The organism is Nonomuraea sp. NPDC003707 (assembly GCF_053587055.1).
In genome coordinates, this window is sequence record NZ_JBSFNK010000073.1 from 1 (window position 1) to 17,439 (window position 17,439).

17 protein-coding genes are annotated in these 17,439 nt (G+C 72.0%); 7 read left to right on the forward strand and 10 right to left on the reverse strand.

Annotated elements, in window-relative coordinates:
* The 5 genes from ACWDRB_RS64860 to ACWDRB_RS64880 all read left to right on the forward strand — a co-directional run.
* Nucleotides 1-282 (forward strand): arabinofuranosidase catalytic domain-containing protein (locus tag ACWDRB_RS64860; protein ID WP_449912070.1); only part of this gene is annotated, 282 nt, incomplete at its 5' end.
* A 143-nt stretch (nucleotides 283-425) separates the two neighbouring features.
* Nucleotides 426-2,825 carry a sensor histidine kinase gene (locus ACWDRB_RS64865; RefSeq protein WP_449912072.1) on the forward strand — a complete coding sequence of 800 codons (2,400 nt, stop codon included), beginning with the start codon at nucleotides 426-428 and terminating at the stop codon, nucleotides 2,823-2,825.
* On the forward strand, nucleotides 2,822-3,256 hold the full coding sequence (locus ACWDRB_RS64870; protein ID WP_449912073.1) for a roadblock/LC7 domain-containing protein: 435 nt from the start codon (nucleotides 2,822-2,824) through the stop codon (nucleotides 3,254-3,256). Before ACWDRB_RS64865 ends, ACWDRB_RS64870 begins: the two co-directional genes overlap by 4 nt.
* Nucleotides 3,253-3,654 (forward strand): DUF742 domain-containing protein, encoded by a 402-nt coding sequence (locus tag ACWDRB_RS64875; protein WP_355212771.1) that lies wholly within the window; start codon nucleotides 3,253-3,255, stop codon nucleotides 3,652-3,654. Before ACWDRB_RS64870 ends, ACWDRB_RS64875 begins: the two co-directional genes overlap by 4 nt.
* Complete coding sequence (locus tag ACWDRB_RS64880; RefSeq protein WP_449912074.1) at nucleotides 3,635-4,234, forward strand: GTP-binding protein; 600 nt, start codon at nucleotides 3,635-3,637, stop codon at nucleotides 4,232-4,234. The genes ACWDRB_RS64875 and ACWDRB_RS64880 overlap by 20 nt, the downstream gene beginning before the upstream one ends.
* A gap of 6 nt (nucleotides 4,235-4,240) precedes the next feature.
* Here ACWDRB_RS64880 and ACWDRB_RS64885 read toward each other — a convergent pair whose 3' ends face one another.
* The 8 genes from ACWDRB_RS64885 to lanL form a co-directional block, all read right to left on the reverse strand.
* The gene (locus ACWDRB_RS64885) at nucleotides 4,241-5,287 is read right to left on the reverse strand and encodes a radical SAM protein (protein WP_449912076.1); all 1,047 of its coding nucleotides are present in this window, start codon (nucleotides 5,285-5,287) and stop codon (nucleotides 4,241-4,243) included.
* A complete protein-coding gene (locus tag ACWDRB_RS64890) occupies nucleotides 5,284-7,047 on the reverse strand; it encodes an ABC transporter ATP-binding protein (RefSeq protein WP_449912078.1) in 1,764 nt (587 codons plus the stop codon). The genes ACWDRB_RS64885 and ACWDRB_RS64890 overlap by 4 nt, the downstream gene beginning before the upstream one ends.
* Nucleotides 7,029-8,789 carry an ABC transporter ATP-binding protein gene (locus tag ACWDRB_RS64895; RefSeq protein WP_449912079.1) on the reverse strand — a complete coding sequence of 587 codons (1,761 nt, stop codon included), beginning with the start codon at nucleotides 8,787-8,789 and terminating at the stop codon, nucleotides 7,029-7,031. The genes ACWDRB_RS64890 and ACWDRB_RS64895 overlap by 19 nt, the downstream gene beginning before the upstream one ends.
* Before the next feature lie 64 nt (nucleotides 8,790-8,853).
* Entirely contained in the window at nucleotides 8,854-8,988 is a 135-nt protein-coding gene (locus tag ACWDRB_RS64900) for an ALQxL family class IV lanthipeptide (RefSeq protein ID WP_363978582.1), read from the reverse strand.
* Entirely contained in the window at nucleotides 8,988-9,107 is a 120-nt protein-coding gene (locus ACWDRB_RS64905; protein WP_350742719.1) for an ALQxL family class IV lanthipeptide, read from the reverse strand. The genes ACWDRB_RS64900 and ACWDRB_RS64905 overlap by 1 nt, the downstream gene beginning before the upstream one ends.
* 33 nt (nucleotides 9,108-9,140) lie before the next feature.
* Complete coding sequence (locus ACWDRB_RS64910) at nucleotides 9,141-9,260, reverse strand: ALQxL family class IV lanthipeptide (RefSeq protein ID WP_350742721.1); 120 nt, start codon at nucleotides 9,258-9,260, stop codon at nucleotides 9,141-9,143.
* A 90-nt stretch (nucleotides 9,261-9,350) separates the two neighbouring features.
* Nucleotides 9,351-11,132 (reverse strand): S9 family peptidase, encoded by a 1,782-nt coding sequence (locus ACWDRB_RS64915; protein ID WP_449912082.1) that lies wholly within the window; start codon nucleotides 11,130-11,132, stop codon nucleotides 9,351-9,353.
* Nucleotides 11,129-13,834: a class IV lanthionine synthetase LanL gene (lanL, locus tag ACWDRB_RS64920; protein ID WP_449912084.1), complete on the reverse strand. Its 2,706-nt coding sequence runs from the start codon at nucleotides 13,832-13,834 to the stop codon at nucleotides 11,129-11,131. The genes ACWDRB_RS64915 and lanL overlap by 4 nt, the downstream gene beginning before the upstream one ends.
* A 181-nt stretch (nucleotides 13,835-14,015) precedes the next feature.
* On the opposite strand from lanL, the gene ACWDRB_RS64925 reads away from it, so the two are divergent.
* Nucleotides 14,016-14,192 (forward strand): hypothetical protein, encoded by a 177-nt coding sequence (locus tag ACWDRB_RS64925; RefSeq protein WP_449912086.1) that lies wholly within the window; start codon nucleotides 14,016-14,018, stop codon nucleotides 14,190-14,192.
* A gap of 10 nt (nucleotides 14,193-14,202) precedes the next feature.
* Here ACWDRB_RS64925 and ACWDRB_RS64930 read toward each other — a convergent pair whose 3' ends face one another.
* A complete protein-coding gene (locus tag ACWDRB_RS64930) occupies nucleotides 14,203-15,111 on the reverse strand; it encodes a M23 family metallopeptidase (protein ID WP_355212784.1) in 909 nt (302 codons plus the stop codon).
* 318 nt (nucleotides 15,112-15,429) lie between these two features.
* Here ACWDRB_RS64930 and ACWDRB_RS64935 point away from each other — a divergent pair, with 318 nt between their 5' ends.
* Nucleotides 15,430-16,095: a hypothetical protein gene (locus ACWDRB_RS64935; RefSeq protein WP_449912088.1), complete on the forward strand. Its 666-nt coding sequence runs from the start codon at nucleotides 15,430-15,432 to the stop codon at nucleotides 16,093-16,095.
* Here ACWDRB_RS64935 and ACWDRB_RS64940 read toward each other — a convergent pair.
* Complete coding sequence (locus tag ACWDRB_RS64940; protein WP_449912090.1) at nucleotides 16,092-17,420, reverse strand: aminotransferase class I/II-fold pyridoxal phosphate-dependent enzyme; 1,329 nt, start codon at nucleotides 17,418-17,420, stop codon at nucleotides 16,092-16,094. The genes ACWDRB_RS64935 and ACWDRB_RS64940 overlap by 4 nt on opposite strands.
* Nucleotides 17,421-17,439: the final 19 nt, after the last annotated feature.

The window sequence follows — 17,439 nt, forward strand, 5'->3', positions numbered from 1 at the left end:
CGCTACCTGACCGCCATCGTCAAGGGCGAGCCGAACCACTGGTCCATCCGGGCCGGCAACGCGCAGTCGGGCAACCTGTCCACCTACTACAACGGGGCACGTCCCAACGTCGCGGGCTACAACCCGATGAAGAAGGAAGGAGCCATCATCCTCGGCATCGGCGGAGACAACAGCAACGGCTCCGCCGGCACCTTCTACGAGGGCGTGATGACCTCCGGCTATCCGACGGACGCCACCGAGAACGCGGTGCAGGCCAACATCGTCGCCGCCGGCTACAGGTGAACCCGCCGCCGCCCCCGGCCCACGCCGGGGGCGGCAAAGCCCGGGAAAGCGGGGCTTTCGACTCAACTGCCGTATGGCTACTATCAGGCACCTATCGCCTAGTTGGGTGATTGTCACCGATTGGTGAGGAGAGTGTCCTCCACGTGGCTGGATGGGGCAGGGCCGGGCGACGGCGGACGGAGACCGTGGGCGACGGGAGCGCGTCGTCCCAGTCGCGACGGCTGGCCGGTGCCCGCCGGCTGCCCCTGCGTACGGTGCTGCTCATCATCGTGTTCGTGCCGAGTCTGACCTTCACCCCGCTGCTGGCCTCGGGCATGTTCCAGCTGTCCTCCCAGTGGCGGGCCGAGAAGGCCCAGATGGATCTGGCCACCAAGACCGTCGGCGCACCCGCGTCCGACCTGTTCTTCAGCCTCGACAAGGAACGGCTGCTCACCGCGGAGACGCAGGCCGACCCCGGTGGCGCCGCGGCGGGCAAGCTCGCCAAGCAGCGCGCGCTGACCGACCAGGCCGTGAGCGCCTTCCGTCCCCTGACGGCCCTGGACACCGCCAAGGGGCCGGAGGGGCTCGGCGACGCCATCTCCCGTACCGACCGCAGCCTCAACCTCCTCGACGAGCAGCGCCGGGCGGTGGACGCCGGTTGGGCCAGCCCGCAGAAGGCGTTCGACTACTACAGCGGGGTCATCGAGTCGGACCTGCGCGTGCTGACCGTCCTCAGCCACACCGACGAGGGCCAGGTGAACAGCAGCGCGCAGACCCTGGTCGACCTGTTCTGGGTCGTCAACCTGATCGGCCGCGAGGACGCCGTCCTGGCCCGCGGCTGGAAGTCGGGGCACTTGACGAGGGACGAGTACGGCCTCGTCACCGACGCCGCCGGCACCAGGAAGCACCTCATGCGCTCCCAGGTGATCCCGAGCCTCATCGGCGACGAGAAGCGGTACGAGACGCTGATGACCGGCAAGGCGTGGGTGGCCATGACCGCGCTGGAGGAGCGGCTGACCTCCTCAGGCGGCAACCAGGTGACCCTGCGCGGGGACAGCACCGAGTGGCGCTCCTCGGTGGACACGGTCACCGAGCAGGTGACGCAGCTCCTGCGGCTCCGGCTCGCCGACGTCAGCAAGATCGGCTACGACCACGCCGGCATGCTCTTCGTCATCTTCATGAGCGTCACCAGCGTGGGCCTGCTCGCCCTGGGCCTGGTGATCTTCACCAGCTGGCGTCTCACCTCCATTCTTCGCCGGCGCATCCTCCACCTGCGCGAGGACGCCCAGGAGCTCCAGGAGCGGCTGCCCAAGGTGGTCGCCCGGCTGGAGCGCGGCGAGGACGTCGACGTGGACGCGGAAGTGCACATGCTCAAGCCCACCCCCGACGAGCTCGGCGAGCTGGGGCAGGCCCTCAACCTGGCCAGCCGCAGCGCGGTCTTCACCGCCGTGCGGCAGGCCGAACAGCACCGCGGCTTCCAGCGCATGCTCCAGCGCATCGCCCGCCGTACCCAGATCCTCATCGGCCTGCAGCTGAAGAAGCTCGACGAGCTGGAACGCAAGCACGAGGACCCCGAGGTGCTGGAGGGCCTGTTCGACCTGGACCACCTCACGGCCCGGCTGCGCCGCTACGAGGAGAACCTGGTGATCCTCGGCGGCGGGCAGCCGCAGCGCCGCTGGCGCAAGCCGGTGCACCTGCTCGACGTGCTGCGCGCCGCACAGGGCGAGGTCCAGGACTACCGGCGGATCTCGATCGACGTCGAGGGCGAGTCCTGGGTGAGCGAGCGCGCGGTGGGACCGCTCGTCCACGTCCTGGCGGAGCTCATGGAGAACGCCACCACCTTCTCCAAGCCGATGACCCCCGTCGAGGTGCGGGCCGCACCGGTCAGCCGGGGCGTCGCCGTGGAGATCGAGGACCGCGGCCTGGGCATGGAGGCCGAGCAGTACGCCGCCGCCAACGCCCTGATGAAGTCGCCGCCGCAGCTCGACGTGATGACCCACGCCGACGACGTCCGGCTCGGCCTGTACGTGGTCGCCCGGCTCGCCGCGAGCCTGGGCCTCCAGGTGGAGCTGCGGTCGTCGGCCTTCGGCGGCACCCGGGTCATCGTGCTGCTCCCGGAAGCGCTGGTGGTGGACCGTCCGCGTGCGGTGCCCGAGGAGGCCGCCCCGGCCCCGGCTTCGGCCCCGGAGGCGGCCCGTCCGGAGCCTCGCCCGCAGGAGGAACCGGCGGACGGGCAGTTGCCCACCCGCTCCAGGGGACGTGCGATGGCGTACGTGACAGCGCCCACCGGAATCCCGGACGACGCCCTCCCGCCGTCCGCCCGCCGGCCACTGCCCCAGCGGGTGCGCCAGGCCAGCCTGGTCACCGAGCTCAAGGTCCCGGCGAACGGGGACGAACAGACCGAGCAGGAGGCCTGGGCCCCACGCGAGCAGCCCGGCCGATCCAGTGCGACAATCGGCGCGTTCCAGAGGCAGTCTCGCAGGCGCCGGACCGGTGATGACGCCTTCCAGCCCCGGCCGGACGGATCCCCCGAGCCCGGCTCACCCACGACGGAAGATCGATGATGACGCAGCGAACCACCGCCACCAACGCAGACCTGGACTGGCTCCTGGACGGTCTGGTCGCTCAGGTCGCGGGCACCCGGCACGCCATCGTGCTGTCCGACGACGGCCTGGTGATCAGCCGGTCCCGGACCATCGAGCGCTCGGACGCCGAACGCCTCGCCGCGATCGCCACCGGCCAGCAGAGCCTGGCTCGCGGCGTGGGGCAGCTCTTCAGCGGCGGACCGGTGCAGCAGGTCATCATCGAGATGGCCGAGCTGTGGCTGTTCATCACGACCGCCGGCCGCGGCACCCATCTGGCCGTGGTCGCCTCCCAGGAGGTGGACGCCGAGCTGATGAGCGTCGCGATGCACACCCTCGTCCAGCAGGTCGGCCAGAAGCTGGGCACCGACGCGCGTACCCCGCAGGCCGATGACGCGGGGAGACGCGGATGAAGCACTGGACTGAGGGGTTCGACGACGATGACGCCGACGAGCCCCTTGTCCGCCCCTACACGATCACCGGCGGACGGACCGCCCCGGAACGGGACGACCTCACGCTGATCACGCTGGTGACCTCGCTCTCCGGCGTCTCCTCGCAGACCGGACGCGGGCTGAGGCGCATGCAGCCGGAGCACCGCACCATCTTCGCCTTGTGCGAGCGGCCGCTGGCGGTGGCCGAAGTCGCCTCGGCGCTGAACCTCCCGGTGTCAGTGACCAAGATCCTCATTGGCGATCTGATCGAGAACGGTCAGATGCGGGCCCGGCCACCGCTGGCCTTCGCCCAGGCGGGCGGCGGTCTTCCCGATGTGACAATTCTTGAGGCGGTGAGGGATGGCTTACGCAAGCTCTGACCAAGGGGACGACGCTCCCCTGGCGGTGAAGATCCTGATCGCCGGCGGGTTCGGCGTCGGGAAGACGACCATGGTCGGCGCGGTGAGCGAGGTCGCCCCACTGCGTACGGAGGAGTACCTCACCCACGCCAGCGTCGGCGTCGACGATCTGGACGGCGTGAGCGGCAAGTCCACCACCACCGTCGCGCTGGACTTCGGGCGCATCACCATCAACCGCGAGCTGGTGCTCTACCTGTTCGGCACCCCCGGGCAGGAACGCTTCTGGTTCATGTGGAACGACCTGGTGCACGGGGCGATGGGCGCGGTCGTCCTGGTCGACACCCGGCGGCTGGACGTGAGCTTCGCCTCGATCGACTTCTTCGAGAGCCGCGGCATCCCCTTCGTCGTCGGCGTCAACTGCTTCCACGGCGTCAAGGACCGGACGTCCGAGGAGATCCGCAAGGCGCTCGACCTCGACCCGCAGGTGCCGCTGGTGCTCTGCGACGCCCGCGACCGGACGGCGGCCCGCGACGTGCTGCTCGCGCTCATCGACCACCTGCTGGCCGCCCGGCCCCGCACCGCACCGCACCCCGTGGCCTGACGCCCGTCACCTCCCGGCCGGTGCCGGGACCAGCGACGGGCGGCGGTCGATGCGGCGGCGGACCTCGTCGGTGCCGAAGTGGTAGTCGATGCGCCGGGTCGCCTCGGCCCAGTCGTCCATCGACCGAACCGCCGACAGGGCCTCCACCACCACGGGGTCGCTCCACCTTTCCACCGCGCGCTGCCACAGCGTGCCGGCGTCCTCGGTGAGGAGGCTGCCGACGGTGCCCTCGTAGATCGGCATCGCGCGCACCTCGCCGTCCGGCTCCACCTGCAGCAGCGGGAAACCGTACCGGCGCAGGGCGTTCGGATGCATCATCAGGACCATGTTGTCCGACGTCGCCACCTGCACCTGGCGGGGTGCGAGGGAGCGCAGGCGTTCGACGTGCTCGCCGCTCACCAGCGTGCGCAGCTGGTCGAAGCTCAGCAGCTCATGATCGGCGAACCCCTGCCGGCTCGCGAGCCCGGACGGCACCGCGGCGGCGAAGGTGAGGAAGCGCAGGTACGGGAAGCGAGGGGCGACCGTGCGGCAGAACTCCTCCAGCTGGTGGAGGTTGGACCGCAGGACCGCGTAGTCGACCCCGAACTCGACCGGGTCGAGGCCGTTGGCCACCCGCTCCTCCGAGAGGTCGTTCAGCAGGGTCAGCGCGTTCATCGCCCGCTCGAACGAACCGGCCCGCCCGCGGATCCGATCGTGCACCTCGGCGTCGGCCCCGTCGACGCTCACGGTGATCCGGGAGAAGACCCGGGTCACCTCCTCGGCCGAGCGGCGGTCGAGCGTCCATCCGCCGGTGTAGACGTTGACGCCCATCCCCGCTTCGCGGAGCCGCCCGGCGACCTCGGTGATGCCTCTGACCAGCAGCGGCTCGCCGCCGGCGAACTCCACCGCCCGCGGGCCGAAGGAGACGATCGCGTCGGCGACCTTGAGCATCTCGTCGTGGTTCAGCTGCCGGGCCGGCCGCCTGCCGGACTCGGAGTAGCAGTGCACGCATCGCAGCGGGCAGGCGTAGGTGACGTCCCAGACGATGTCGCTGGGACCGTTCGGGGTGCTCATGGCATGGTCCTTTTCTCGTTCGTGCGCCAGTGGCCGACCAGGTCGGCGTACAGGGGGGATCGGGTGAGCAGTTCCTGATGCGTTCCGGCGGTCGTGGTGCCGCCGTCCATCAGCAGGACGCGCCGTGCTCTCATGGCGGAGCTGATGCGATGCGCGATGACGACGAGCGTGCCGTCGCGTCCGGCGAACGCCTCCTCGGCGCGCTGCTCGGCAGCCGGGTCGAGGTGGCAGGTGGCCTCGTCCAGCACGACGGTCCGCGCAGGCGAGGCGTGCACGCGGGCCAGGGCGATGAGCTGCTTCTCCCCGGCGGAGAGCGAGGAGGGCTCCTCGATGACGGCGTCGAGCCCGCCGAGCCGTTCGACCAGCGGCAGGGCTCCCACGGCGGCGGCCGCCGCCCGCAGCCGCGCGTCGGTCTCCGCGCCGAGGTAGGCCAGGTTCTCGCGGACGGTCCCGGCGAAGACGTACGCCTCCTGGGGCACGAGGGCGATCATCGTGCGCAGGCGGTGTTCCGGAGTCTCGTCGAGCGGGAGCCCGCCGAGCACGATCCGGCCGCCGGTCGGTGGCAGGAGCCCGGTCAGCAGCATCGACAGGGTGGACTTGCCGGCGCCGCTCGGGCCGACCACGGCCAGGTGCTCCCCTTCGGGGATCGTGAGGTCGAGGTCGCGTACGACCGGTGTCGCCCCGGGCGCGTAGCCGAAGGTCAGCCGTTCGGCGTCGAGCCGGTGCCCGAGCGGGCCGGGCCCGGCCCCGGTCCGCGGGGAGGTTACCGGCACGGTGACGGACTCGGCGATCCTGCGCAGCGTGACGGCGAGGGCCACTCCCCACCCGCCGACCGTGCTGATGAGCATGCGCAACGCCGGGTCGAGCCCGGTGGCCAGGTAGGTCACCGCGCCGATGACCTCTCCCGCGCTCAGGTGGCCGCCGTCGACCAGCGGACGGGCGGCGATCAGCAGAACGAGCAGCGGCACGTGGACGCCGAGCGTGACGACCAGCCGCCGGCCGGTGCCCGCCCAGGCCATCGACATGGTGGCCGCCACCTGCGCGGAGACCGCGGCGTCCACCGTCGCGCGGGCCTGGTCGTGGGCTCCGCAGGCGGCGACGTCCCGCAGTCCGGACAGGATCGGGGTGGCCTCGGCCGTGAGCCGCTCGTCGGCCAGGATCAGCGCGCGTTGCCGGCTCGCCAGCGTACGCAGCAGCCAGGCGAACACGGCCAGGGCCAGCACCACCGGTCCCACGGCGATGGCGGCCGCCGGCGGAGAGAGGGCCAGCAGCCCCACCAGCGCGGCGATCAACGACATGCCGAGCTGGCGGCTGCTGCGCAGCAGGGCGGACACCAGGTTCCGCACCGTTTCCACCTGCGCGGTGAGCCGGTTGACGGCGGCGGTGTCGGGTGGTTCGGCGCCGCCGGCCGCGCGGGTCACCGTGGCGGTGACGACGGCACGTACGAGGTCGTCGCGCAGCGGTTCGACGACCTTGGCCAGGACGGGGAGCGTCAACCGGGTGGCCACCGCCTTGAGCGACATGACGGCGGCCAGCAGCCCGAGCAGGGCGAGTCCGGTCCCCGGCCGCCCCGCCAGGAACCCGCGGTCGATGGCGGCGGCGATGAGCAGCCCGGACAGCATCGTCGGAGCCGATTCGACGGCGGACAGGGCCAGGGCGACGGCCAGCGGGCGCTTGCGCGGCCGGAGCAGGGCCAGCAGCAGGCGCGGCGCGCTGAGCGTGCGCGGCCCCAGGAGCGGGGTCAGCGAGGCACCGGACACGCCTCCTCCTTCCCACTGGTTTCCTCGGCGGCGAACAGGGCGCGGTAGGACGGGTCGTTCCAGAGCTCCCGGTGTGTGCCCTGAGCGCTGATCCGGCCGTTCTCGAGCCAGACGACCAGGTCGGCGTGGGCGGCGGTGGTCGCCCGGTGCGCGACGACCAGGCGGGTGCGTCCGCGCATCCCGTCCACGAGGGTGCGGGTCACCTGAGCCTCGGTCGCGGTGTCGAGGCTGGAGGTGGCGTCGTCGAGCACCGTCAGCCGGGCGCGCCGTACGAGCGCGCGGGCCAGGCCGAGGCGCTGGAGCTCGCCGCCGGACAGCGGCGCGCCCGCGGCCGGGGTGTCGTACCCCTGGGGGAGCCGGCGGATGACGTCGTCTACGCGGGCGGACGCGGCGGCCTCCTGTACGGCGGCAAGGCTGGTCCCGGGCCGCCCGTAGGCGATGGCCGAGGCGAGGTCACCGCCGAGGAGAGCGGGGCGTTCGAAGGCGTAGGCAACGACGTCGCGCAGCGCGTCGGGGGCGAGCTCGGCCAGGGGCCGGCCGTCGAGCAGCACCTGTCCGCCGTCGGGGTCCAGCAGCCTGCCCGCCACCATGGCCAGCGTCGTCTTGCCCGCGCCGGACGGCCCGACTACGGCGGTCAGCGATCCTGCGGGAAGCTCCAGGTCGAGCCCGTCGAGCAGCCGGGCGCCGTCCCGCGTGACGGTGACGCCACGGAACGACAACGTGCCGGGGCCTTCGAGGGCCGGGCGCGTACCGGGGGCCTGGGTGGGCAGAGCGAGCACCTGCGAGACCCGCCGCGCCGCCGAGCGGGCCTGCGCCACGCTCATCACCGCGTCGACGTGTTCGATGAACGACAGGCCCAGCGTGGCGTACCCGGCCACGGCCAGCAGCTGCCCGGGTTCGAGGCGGCCCGCCACGACGCCGAGGCCCGCCACGGCGAGGACCGCCACCTCCATGAGCGGCAGCACCAGGCCGATCCGCCACCCGCCACGGGCCTGGGCCCGCCACAGGGCGTGCCCGGTCTCGGACAGTTCGGGCAACGGGGTGAGCACGCGGGCGATCTCGCGGTCGGCGGTGCCGGAGGCCCGCACGGTACGGATGCCCGCCAGGGTGTCGGTGAGCCGGGCCGCCAGCCGGCCCTGCGTCTCCTGGTAGCGGTCATACAACCCGGACATCCGGGAGACGAACATGAGGATGATCACGAGCGCGACGGGCAGGCCGGCCACGAAAGCGAGCCCGGTGCGCCAGTCGATGAGGAAGAGCGCGGTGATGCCGCCCGCCGCGGTGACGAGCCCGGCGGCGGTGTCCAGCAGGGCCAGCGGGACCTGCCCGGCCCCGGCGGTGTTGCTCACGAGCCGGTTGGCCAGCTCCCCGGTCGGGAACCGGCGGGCCTCCCCGACGCCGAGGCGCAGGATGTGGCCGGTGAACCGCAGACGCAGCGTGGAGGTCGCCGAGGCGTTGGCCGCGGCGCCCGCGACGTGGCACACCAGGTCGGCGAGGGTCATGACGGCCAAGACCAGGGCCAGCCGCGCCGCCGCGGCGAGCACGTCCTCGCCCGCGAGCACCCTGTCCACCGCGGCGGCCAGCAGGGCGGGCATGGCCAGTGTCGCGGCCGAGGCGGCGGCGGTCGCGGCGGTGACCACCGCCAGCGGCCGCCAGGCGCGCCGTGCGAGAGAGGCGAGCAGGCGGTCGCCGTGCTCGTGCGTCACCCGCTCCCCGGCGATGCCTGCCACGGGATCCGACATCCTTACGCTCCTTTCTCGACGGACCCGGCGGGCCACCGCCGGCGGCGGTGACCCGGGGATTTCACTAGGACAGGCTGAGGGTGATGAAACAGGTCTCATCGCCCTCGCACGTCACGCCGAAGCAGCTCAGCGTGCAGGGGTACAGCCAGGACTCTTCTGCGGCCGGGAGCATGTCCAGGGCCTTGATGTCGATTTCCATCAGACGGTGATCCAGCAGCTGTCGTTCTTGCACGAGATGAAGCACGTGATGACGCAGGGCCACAGCGAGGTCTCCTCGGCGGCCGGCAGCATGTCGAGAGCCTTGATGTCGATTTCCATGGTGTTCTCTCCTTCAGTAATGGGGATTTTTCGTCAGATGGTGACCCAGCAACTGTCCTTGCAGGTCTTGACCTCGCAGGTGATGAGACAGGGCCACAGCGCGGCCTCCTCCGCGGCCGGCAGCATGTCCAGGGCCTTGATGTCGATTTCCATCGCGTTCTCCTTTCTTGGGTAGTTGCCGCTCGTTTCGAGACGGCGTGGGGTACCGGCCCGCGTCGACGGGCCGGAGTCTGTGAGCACCCGCTAGGCGGTGACGGGCCTGCCGCTCAGGAAGTCGATGAGCAGGCCGGTGACCAGGTGTCCGTCGCCGGAGGCCAGCGGGTCGTGGTCGGCCACGGGGATCTCCAGGTAGACCGGCGGCACCGGGTGACCGGCCGCCAGCAGCCGGCCGTGCAGCCGCCGGGAGTGAGTGACCGGGATGATCGAGTCCTGCAGGCCGTGGATGATCATGATCGGCAGGCGCATCCGGTCCGCCAGCCGGGCCAGGTCGCGCGGGCCGAGCTCGTCGTCCGCCTCCACGCAGCCGCCGAGCCGATCGAGCAGCGTGCGTACGCGCTGCGCCCCGTCCTGGTACAGCTCCCGCCCGGACAGGAACGGCGCGATGACCGCGGCCCTGGTCCACAGGTCCGGCTCCGCGGCGGCGGCCAAAAGGGCCAGGTAGGCGCCGTAGCTGATGCCGTACAGCATGGGCCGTTGCCGGCCCGGGCCGCGCGCGTCGGCCAGCGTGCGCCCGAGCCGCAGGATGTCCGCCAGGTCGGGGCCGCCCCACGCGCCGTGGATGGCGTCGCGGTGCGCGGCGCCGTAGCCGGTGCTCCCCCGCTGGTTGGGCGCGACCACCGCCATGCCCGCCGCGGCCATCCGCTGGAACAGCGGGTCGAACCCGAAGGGCCAGGCGGCTTCCGGGCCGCCGTGCAGCGCCAGGACGACCTGCTCGCTCGTCGCCGGGTCGCCGTACACGATGGCCTCGATCGGCCCGGCCGGGCCCTGGTGGTCCACCGTACGGGCCGGTGCCCAGCCGCCCGCGTGCTCCTCCGCGGCGGCCCGCGCCCGGGGCCGGAGCGGATCGGTCAGGGTGACCACGCCGAGCGGGCGGTCCGGCGTGCTGTGCAGCAGGTGCAGCCCGACGGTGGTCCAGCGCGCCAGCGGCTGCAACGTCCCGGCCGGCAGCTCGGCCTCGACGGCGGTGTCCGCCACGAGGTCGTGCAGCAGCAGGTCGGAGCGGCTGCGGCGGACGGCCGACAGGGCCAGGTGCCGCCCGTCGGGGTCCAGGGTCAGCGGTGCGACGGTGCCCTCGACGCGGTTCAGCCGCTCGGGGAACGCCGTCGGCGCCGGGTCGTCGCGGTGCCGGACACCGAGCCGGAACGCTCCATCGCGTTGTGCCGCGGTGAGCAGCACGCCGGTGCGCGGCGCGGCCATGAGCAGGTGCTCGCCGTCCGCCAGCCCGTCGAGTGCCGTCAGAAGGCCGGTGGCGAGGTCGAGGACGAGCGTGCCGCCGGTGCCCGGCTCGGGGCGGGCCAGCGCGAGCCGCCGGCCGTCCTCGTCGAGCCAGACTCCCCCGCCGACCGCACCGGCCAGCCTGGCGACCTGCTCGGGAGCCTCGGCGCGCCCTGACACGCGCCACACCGTGGTGCGTCCGTCCGCGCCGCTCTCGAACAGCAGGGCGGCGGTGCCCGGCGCGACACCGGCGACGAGCCTGAGCCCTCCGCTGCGCGGGGTGAGCAGCTCGTACTCCTCGGCCGGCGCGCCGTCTGGGCCGGGGACGGCGAGCAGCAACCGCGCCGACCCCTTGCCGTGGCGGCACAGCAGCACGTCGCCGTCCCCGGTCGGGAGCGGGAGCGTCCAGGAGGTCTCGCCTTCGCGGGTGGGTAACAGGCGGGGCCGCGGCGCGGGACCGGTGAGGTCCCACAGCTCCGGCATGAGCTTGTCACGGCCGTACGCGGCCAGGCAGGTGGCATGGCGCCCGTCGCCGGAGAACCGGAAGCTGATCCGCCTGAGTTCCGTGGGCAGGGTGGTGACGGTGCTCATCGCGCGGCCACCTCGTCGGAGACCATCCACGGGCGGGGACCGCCGTGGCGCAGCCGCCACAGGAAGGCGAGCACCCCGGCCAGCCCGGTGTTCCAGCCGAACGTCACCTCAAGGGCGTTCTCGTCGGGCACCACGAGCAGCCCGTCGCGCACGGTGGCGCGCGTCCACAGCACGGCGGCCAGTTCCTCGGCCTGCTCGTGGTAGATCGGGTCGTCGGCCAGCTCCGCCAGGTCCAGCAGGAACTGCCCGTCTCCGGCCAGGCCGTGGCAGGCCGCGGTGCCGGAGCGCAGCCGGTGGCCGTGCACCGCTCTGGCGGCGGCCCTGGCCACCTCCAGCGCGTCCCAGTCGCCGGTGACCGTGTGCAGGCGCACCAGGAACGTTCCGATCCCCGAGGATCCGTTGCACCAGTGGGGCATCTTCGCCCCGCCGTGCGGGCCCTCCCCCCACCAGGCCGCCTCACCGTGGTAGTCGACCGCGTCCAGCAGGGTACGGCCCGCCGCGACGGCGGTCTCCAGGCAGTCCTCGCGCCCGAGCGCGACGCCGGCGGCCAGCAGGTACGCGCCGATCCCGGCGACGCCGTGGGCGAAGCCGTAGTGCACGACGCCCGCCAGCGCGGAGTCGAAGTCCTTGGGGATGGGCCACAGCACCGTGTCGGGGGTGCGCTGCGCGACCTTGAGGAGCTCGTCGGCGCAGTCGCTCGCCCGGTCGCGGAATCTCGTGTCGCCGGTGGCGTTCCACAGGTGCAGCAGCGCCGTCCCGGTCCCGGCCAGGCCGTGGCAGATGTCCGGGTTCGGCCAGCTGACGGGCAGGTCGAGGGCGAGGTCCAGGCCCGCCGAGCGGATGTCGTGGTCGTCGAGCGCCGCGCCCGCCTCGTACAGGGCCCAGGCCATGCCGGCCCGGCCGAAGTACAGCCCCGGCGAGGGGCGGTGTTCGCCCGCGAGGCGGTGGATCATCCAGTTCGCGCCGTCGCGCAGGGCGGTCGCGAGGGATTCCTGGGGGGAGGTCCTCAGCACGGAGGCCATCAGCTGGAGCACGCCGGCCGCGCCGTACTGCACGCCGCAGGGGTCGGCGGTGGCGCCGTACCCGGTGCTGGGCCACAGCCGCGCGTCCCCGCCCATGGTGCGCAGGGTGTACGCCAGCCCGTCGTGCAGCAGCCGGTCCTGGTCGGCCGTGGCGAGCCGGTAACCGTTCCCCACCTCCGGGCCGGTGGTCAGGCCGTCCAGGAACGTACGGACCCTGGCCAGGTCCCACCGCCGGGCGGGATCCTCCGCCATCAACCCCAAGATCATGGGAGCCAGCTCGGTGGCCACGGGATCGCCGGCGACGGCCACGTCGACCAGCGTGCGCACCCGGGAGTCCCACGGTCTGGCGTGCTCGTCCTGATCCTTGACCAGCATCGGCTGGCAGGAGGTGACCAGGTAGAACACCGTCGCGCCCAGCGCGTACAGGTCCACTTCGACGCCGGGGCAGGGCCCGAGGGCGGGGGAGTTCTCCTGCTCCGGCGGCGCGTAGCCGGGGGTGTGGGTGCGCCCGACCAGGGTGCCGGGCCTCGCCGCGGTCTCCAGGTCGATCAGCCGGCAGTCGCCGTCCTCGGTGACGATGATGTTGTTCGGGGTCAGGTCGCGCACGATGTAGCCGCGCTCGTGGACCGTCGCCACCAGGTCGACCAGACGCCCCACGAGGCCCAGCACCGTTTCGCGCCGGCGCGGGTCCGGGCCCTCGGCTCCGCGCTCGCCGGCCCAGACGGTGAGCACGGTCCCCTCGATGCGCTCCTGGACCAGGAACAGGTTGTCGTCCTTGTCGAACAGCGTCACCTTGCGCGCCGTGACGCCGAGCGGCCCGAACAGGTCGAGCATCCGCCATTCGTGGCGCAGCGCGTCGCGCTCGTCATGTCCGTTCAGCCTGGCGCCGACGTGCGGCCGGGCCTGCTTGACGATCACGTTCCCGCCGGTGTCGCGGTCCTCGGCCAGGAAGACCCCGCCCTTGGCGTTGTGCCGTACGGCCTGGCGCACCACGAACCGGTCGGCCAGCAGCACCGCCTGCGGCGCGGCCACCCGTACCGGAGCCTTGCCCGACTCGAACGGGCAGGGCGCCCACGAGGGCGGCGAGTACCAGGCGTTGCGCTTGTCGGTCACCTGGGTGCCGTCGGGGGCGGTCAGCTGCGAGGCGTAGGAGCCGTCGTTGTCCAGCACGGAGGGCGCGGAGAACACCCCGTAGCGGTAGTGGACCAGGCTGCCCGGCTTGTACGCGCGATCGGACAGGATGGGCGGCCCGGGCAGGCCCAGGGTGGCGGCGTGCAGCTCCTCGGCGATCACGGTCGCCGCCCGGTCGCCGGGCGGGTAGACGGTGATGAACTTGCCCACCGACCCGCGGTCCTGCTCCCTGGCCACCAGGCCGGACAGCTCGGCCAGCGTCGCGGCGAACTTGAACGAGCAGCGGTGCCGCGCCAGCACCTCCACCGCGCGCGCCAGCACCACCGGCGCCGACAGCGGCGTCGCCGAGACGTGCAGCTTCCAACCCTGCGCCCGGTTCGCCGCGCCTGCCGGAGTCACATACGTCCACGGCCTGCGGGTGCGGATCTCCCAGGCGTCCTCTTCCTTCGCGGCCCGCTCACCGGCCGCCGCCCGGCCGGCTCGCGCCAAGGCCGCCTTGGCGACGTCCTCCAGGACGTGCCGATCCACGCCGGTCTGGTCTTCCCCCACGTTGCCCCCCTATCCACTGGATGATCAGCGCGGGCCCGGGGCCATCGGCTGATCGACATCAGGTATAGGCGTGGGGACTTGTAGCCATCTTGGACAGGAGTTGGAACCGGTTGGGCGTCGTCTTGCCTGACTCTCCCCGCTCGCTTGGCTGCGGCTGCTCACCTGCCGATATCGTCATCGGGTGGACAACGATGACGCTTACATCTCGTCACCGGACGCCGACGTCGTATACCTCTTCACCTTGGGCATCGGCGTGATGCTGGTCCTTCTGCCCACGCTGATATGGCTGGCCATGGTGTTGCTGCGCCGCCCCGAACAGCGCAATGGCCACCCCCCGCGATCGGGGAGTGGCCATTGACGTCACGCTCTTAATCGCAGTGTTCGAAGCCACTGGTGTAGGAACTGCTGCCGACCGAGCCGCCCCACTTGACGCACTGCCCGGCCGCGTCGCGCCTGACGGGACCCGCGTAGTAGTCGTAGCTGCCCGAGTCGGTCGTCCTGCTTTCGTTCTGCGGCTCCAGGAAGGCCGACACCGCCGACGCCGAGCCGAGGTTCGTCGACTTCAGCGTCACGACGCAGTTGTAGCCGTTACCCGAGTTGTAGAGCAGGTACGTGCGGCCACCCGTGAGAGCGGCCGAGTCGATGACCGAGTAACCGCTGCCGCAGACCTCCTCAGGGGTGTAGGGGTTGCTGCTGCCGCAGCCGTTGGTGCTCGTGATGGCCTTCTTCTGGCCCAGGGACACGGTCACGCCGTCCACGGTCGGGCTGGTGTCCATCGCACCGGTGGAGGTCCGCTGTTCGTAGTGCAGGTGCGGCGCGTTCGAGCCGCCCGTCGAGCCGACGGTCCCGATCACGGTGCCCTGGCTGACGGTCAACGTGCTGCCGGCCGACCTCACCATGGTCGCCAGGTGGGCGTAGCGGGTCCTGGTGCCGTCGCTGTGCCGGATCTCTATCCACTTGCCGTAGCTGGTGCTTCCCGCGTCGCTGAAGGTCGCGGTGCCCGCGGCGGTGGCACGCACGGTCTCGCCGTTGATGTCGTCGCCCCCGTAGTCCTGCCAGTCGATAGAACCGGACGGGTTGTGGGCGGGGGTCCCGGTCCAGTTGTTGGCGTAGAAGGTCTTTCCGCAGTTGAACGGACTCTTGTGAGACACAGCCAGGACGCCGGCGTCCTGTGCTGAGGCGGCCTGGGGAATCAGCGCTGCCGCGACGGTGACCAACAGGACGGTGATCGCGGGTTTGAGGGCTTTCGGCCAGGTCGGCCTGCCGATTGTGGGCATGCTCACCTCTCTGAACAGGTGCTGTGGGGGGATACGGTTGGGCACCCAGTTCCAATGGCGTCGATTTGCGACATGGCAGCATTTCGACACCTCACCGCCCGTGGGGGAGGGCGGTCGATCATGAAGATATCCCTGAAAGTTCTCTTCATCAATCTCTACGGAGATGAAATTTTGCGGCTCTTCAACTTGCCGTCAAGTACTTATCAAAACCGCAGCCCACTTCGGCCAATCCGATGGTGAGCCTAGTTTATGTACGCCCAAAATTATAGATTTGGCCACCTCTTATTTAAGGGCCTCTTTGCCGGTTGGATGGGGCGCATGAATGCTCATGACGTCGCCCGGCTTCTCCCCGAGATTCCCGTGCTCCGTGACTTCTGCCGGTCCATGGCCGTGCTGGAGGCCATCCTGAGCCCGGACTGGGAGAGCCGCCGCCACTCCTTCGACGCCGGTTGGGCCCCAGGAGAGGAGATGGCGTCCATGCGGAACGGTTCCGGAGACGAATACTCCATCGTCTTCGTGGCGGGCGGCGCATATGTGCGCGGTTTCGACCACGAGGCGGCGATGAGCCCCTACGGGAACGACGGGCCGTGGCCGGGTGTGCTCGACTCGGTGCCTGATGTCTTCCGCCGCTGCGTGGAGGAGCCCGCGTTCCGCGACGAGGACGGCATGCCCGTCGTGACCGCCTGCCTGTGGCGGGAGGCCGGCGACGACGCCTGGCGGGTGGGTGATATCGACTATCCGGACGGCGAGCGCGACCCCGACGGGTCCGCCCACCTGTTCGCGCTGCTCATGGATCCGTCGCCGGAGGCGTTCCAGCGGTTCGCCGAGGACTACTACGAGATGCCCGTGGACCTTGACGCGATACGGCACGTCCATGCCCTCCGCCCCCTGACGCAGGCGGTCGTCACCACGTTGAACGCCGACCTCACGCTGGACGACCTCGCCGAGGACCTCGCGGAAGCCCGGTATCCGTCCCGGACCTAGCCGTACCGGCCGCTCGAGGACGGGCGCAGGGCGGCGGTGACGTCGTCCGCGAGCCGGTCCACCTCGTCGACGGCCAGGGTCGAGACGGTGAGGCGGATGGCGGGCGGCGTGGCGATGCGGTTGCGGGCGCCGGGCGCGACGGCCCAGCCGCGGGCGAGCAGGCGGGTGATCGCGGTGGCCTCGTCCGGGACGGGCACCCACACGTTGAGCCCGGTGCGCCCGTGCGCCGGGATGCCGCGCCCGGCCAGCGCCGTCACCAGGCCGTCCCTGCGCCGCGCGTACGAGGCCGCCACCGCCGCCGTGTCCACCGCGTCCGTACGCCAGAGGTACGCGACGGCGCGTTGCAGCAGGTGGCTGACCCAGCCCGCGGCCAGGCGCTGGCGGCCGCGCAGCCGGCTGAGCGTGACCGGGTCGCCGGTGGTCAGGGCGACGCGTAGATCGGGGCCGAAGGCCTTGGCCGTCGACCGCGTGAGCACCCAGCGCTGCGTGACCCCCGCCAGCGGGTGCAGGGGAAGGTCCACGAAGCCGGCCCCGTGGTCGTCCTCGATGAGCAGCACCCCCGGGTACGCCGCCAGCACCTCCCGCAGGGCCCCAGCACGTTCGGCGGAGACGGCGGCGCCGAACGGGTTCTGGGCGCGGGCCGTGATCACGACGGCTCGGACCCCGGTCCGCAGGGCCCGGCCGAGCTCGTCGGGCAGGGGGCCTTCGTCGTCCACCCGCATCGGCACGGGACGCAGCCCCATGACGCCGACCAGGTCGAGCAGGGCCGTCCAGCTCGGATCCTCCAGGGCCACCGCGTCGCCGGGGCGCAGCTGAGCGGCCAGCACCCGTTCGACCGCGTCGAGGGTGCCCGAGGTGATCGCCAGCGGGCCGGCCGGTACGCCGTCCGCGCGCAGCCACTCGCCGGCCAGGGCGATCAGCTCCTCGTCGTCACCCGTCCCGTACATGGCGGGCCGCTCCTCATGCGCGCGGGCCGCGGCGGCGAGGGCGTCCCCCAGGGGCGGCAGCAGGGCCGGGTCGGGGTTGCCCGTGGACAGGTCGCGCGCGCCAGGAGGCACCTCGATGCGGATCTCCTCCCGGAACGTGCTGGCCGGGCGCGGCCTGACCCGCGTGCCGCGCCGCCCGGCGGTCTCGATGACGCCGCGCTCGCGCAGCAGCCGGTACGCGGCCGCCGCCGTGTTGGGGCTGACCCCGGCCCGGGAGGCCAGCTCGCGCACCGGCGGGAGCATCGCGCCTGGTGAAAGCCGCCCCTCCGACACGGCGGCCTCGACCGCGGCCGCAAGCTCGCTGGCAGTCCCACCCACAATCAGGTACTTTTCTGACACAAAATCCATTATGTACTAA

Excerpts from the sequence above, each read along its gene's own strand:
- ACWDRB_RS64870 (WP_449912073.1), top strand. The coding sequence starts at position 2,822 with ATGATGACGCAGCGAACCACCGCCACCAACGCAGACCTGGACTGGCTC.
- ACWDRB_RS64875 (WP_355212771.1), top strand. The coding sequence starts at position 3,253 with ATGAAGCACTGGACTGAGGGGTTCGACGACGATGACGCCGACGAGCCC.
- ACWDRB_RS64880 (WP_449912074.1), top strand. The coding sequence starts at position 3,635 with ATGGCTTACGCAAGCTCTGACCAAGGGGACGACGCTCCCCTGGCGGTG.
- ACWDRB_RS64885 (WP_449912076.1), bottom strand. The coding sequence starts at position 5,287 with ATGAGCACCCCGAACGGTCCCAGCGACATCGTCTGGGACGTCACCTAC.
- ACWDRB_RS64895 (WP_449912079.1), bottom strand. The coding sequence starts at position 8,789 with ATGTCGGATCCCGTGGCAGGCATCGCCGGGGAGCGGGTGACGCACGAG.
- ACWDRB_RS64900 (WP_363978582.1), bottom strand. The coding sequence starts at position 8,988 with ATGGAAATCGACATCAAGGCCCTGGACATGCTCCCGGCCGCAGAAGAG.
- ACWDRB_RS64905 (WP_350742719.1), bottom strand. The coding sequence starts at position 9,107 with ATGGAAATCGACATCAAGGCTCTCGACATGCTGCCGGCCGCCGAGGAG.
- ACWDRB_RS64910 (WP_350742721.1), bottom strand. The coding sequence starts at position 9,260 with ATGGAAATCGACATCAAGGCCCTGGACATGCTGCCGGCCGCGGAGGAG.
- ACWDRB_RS64915 (WP_449912082.1), bottom strand. The coding sequence starts at position 11,132 with ATGAGCACCGTCACCACCCTGCCCACGGAACTCAGGCGGATCAGCTTC.
- ACWDRB_RS64930 (WP_355212784.1), bottom strand. The coding sequence starts at position 15,111 with ATGCCCACAATCGGCAGGCCGACCTGGCCGAAAGCCCTCAAACCCGCG.
- ACWDRB_RS64935 (WP_449912088.1), top strand. The coding sequence starts at position 15,430 with ATGAATGCTCATGACGTCGCCCGGCTTCTCCCCGAGATTCCCGTGCTC.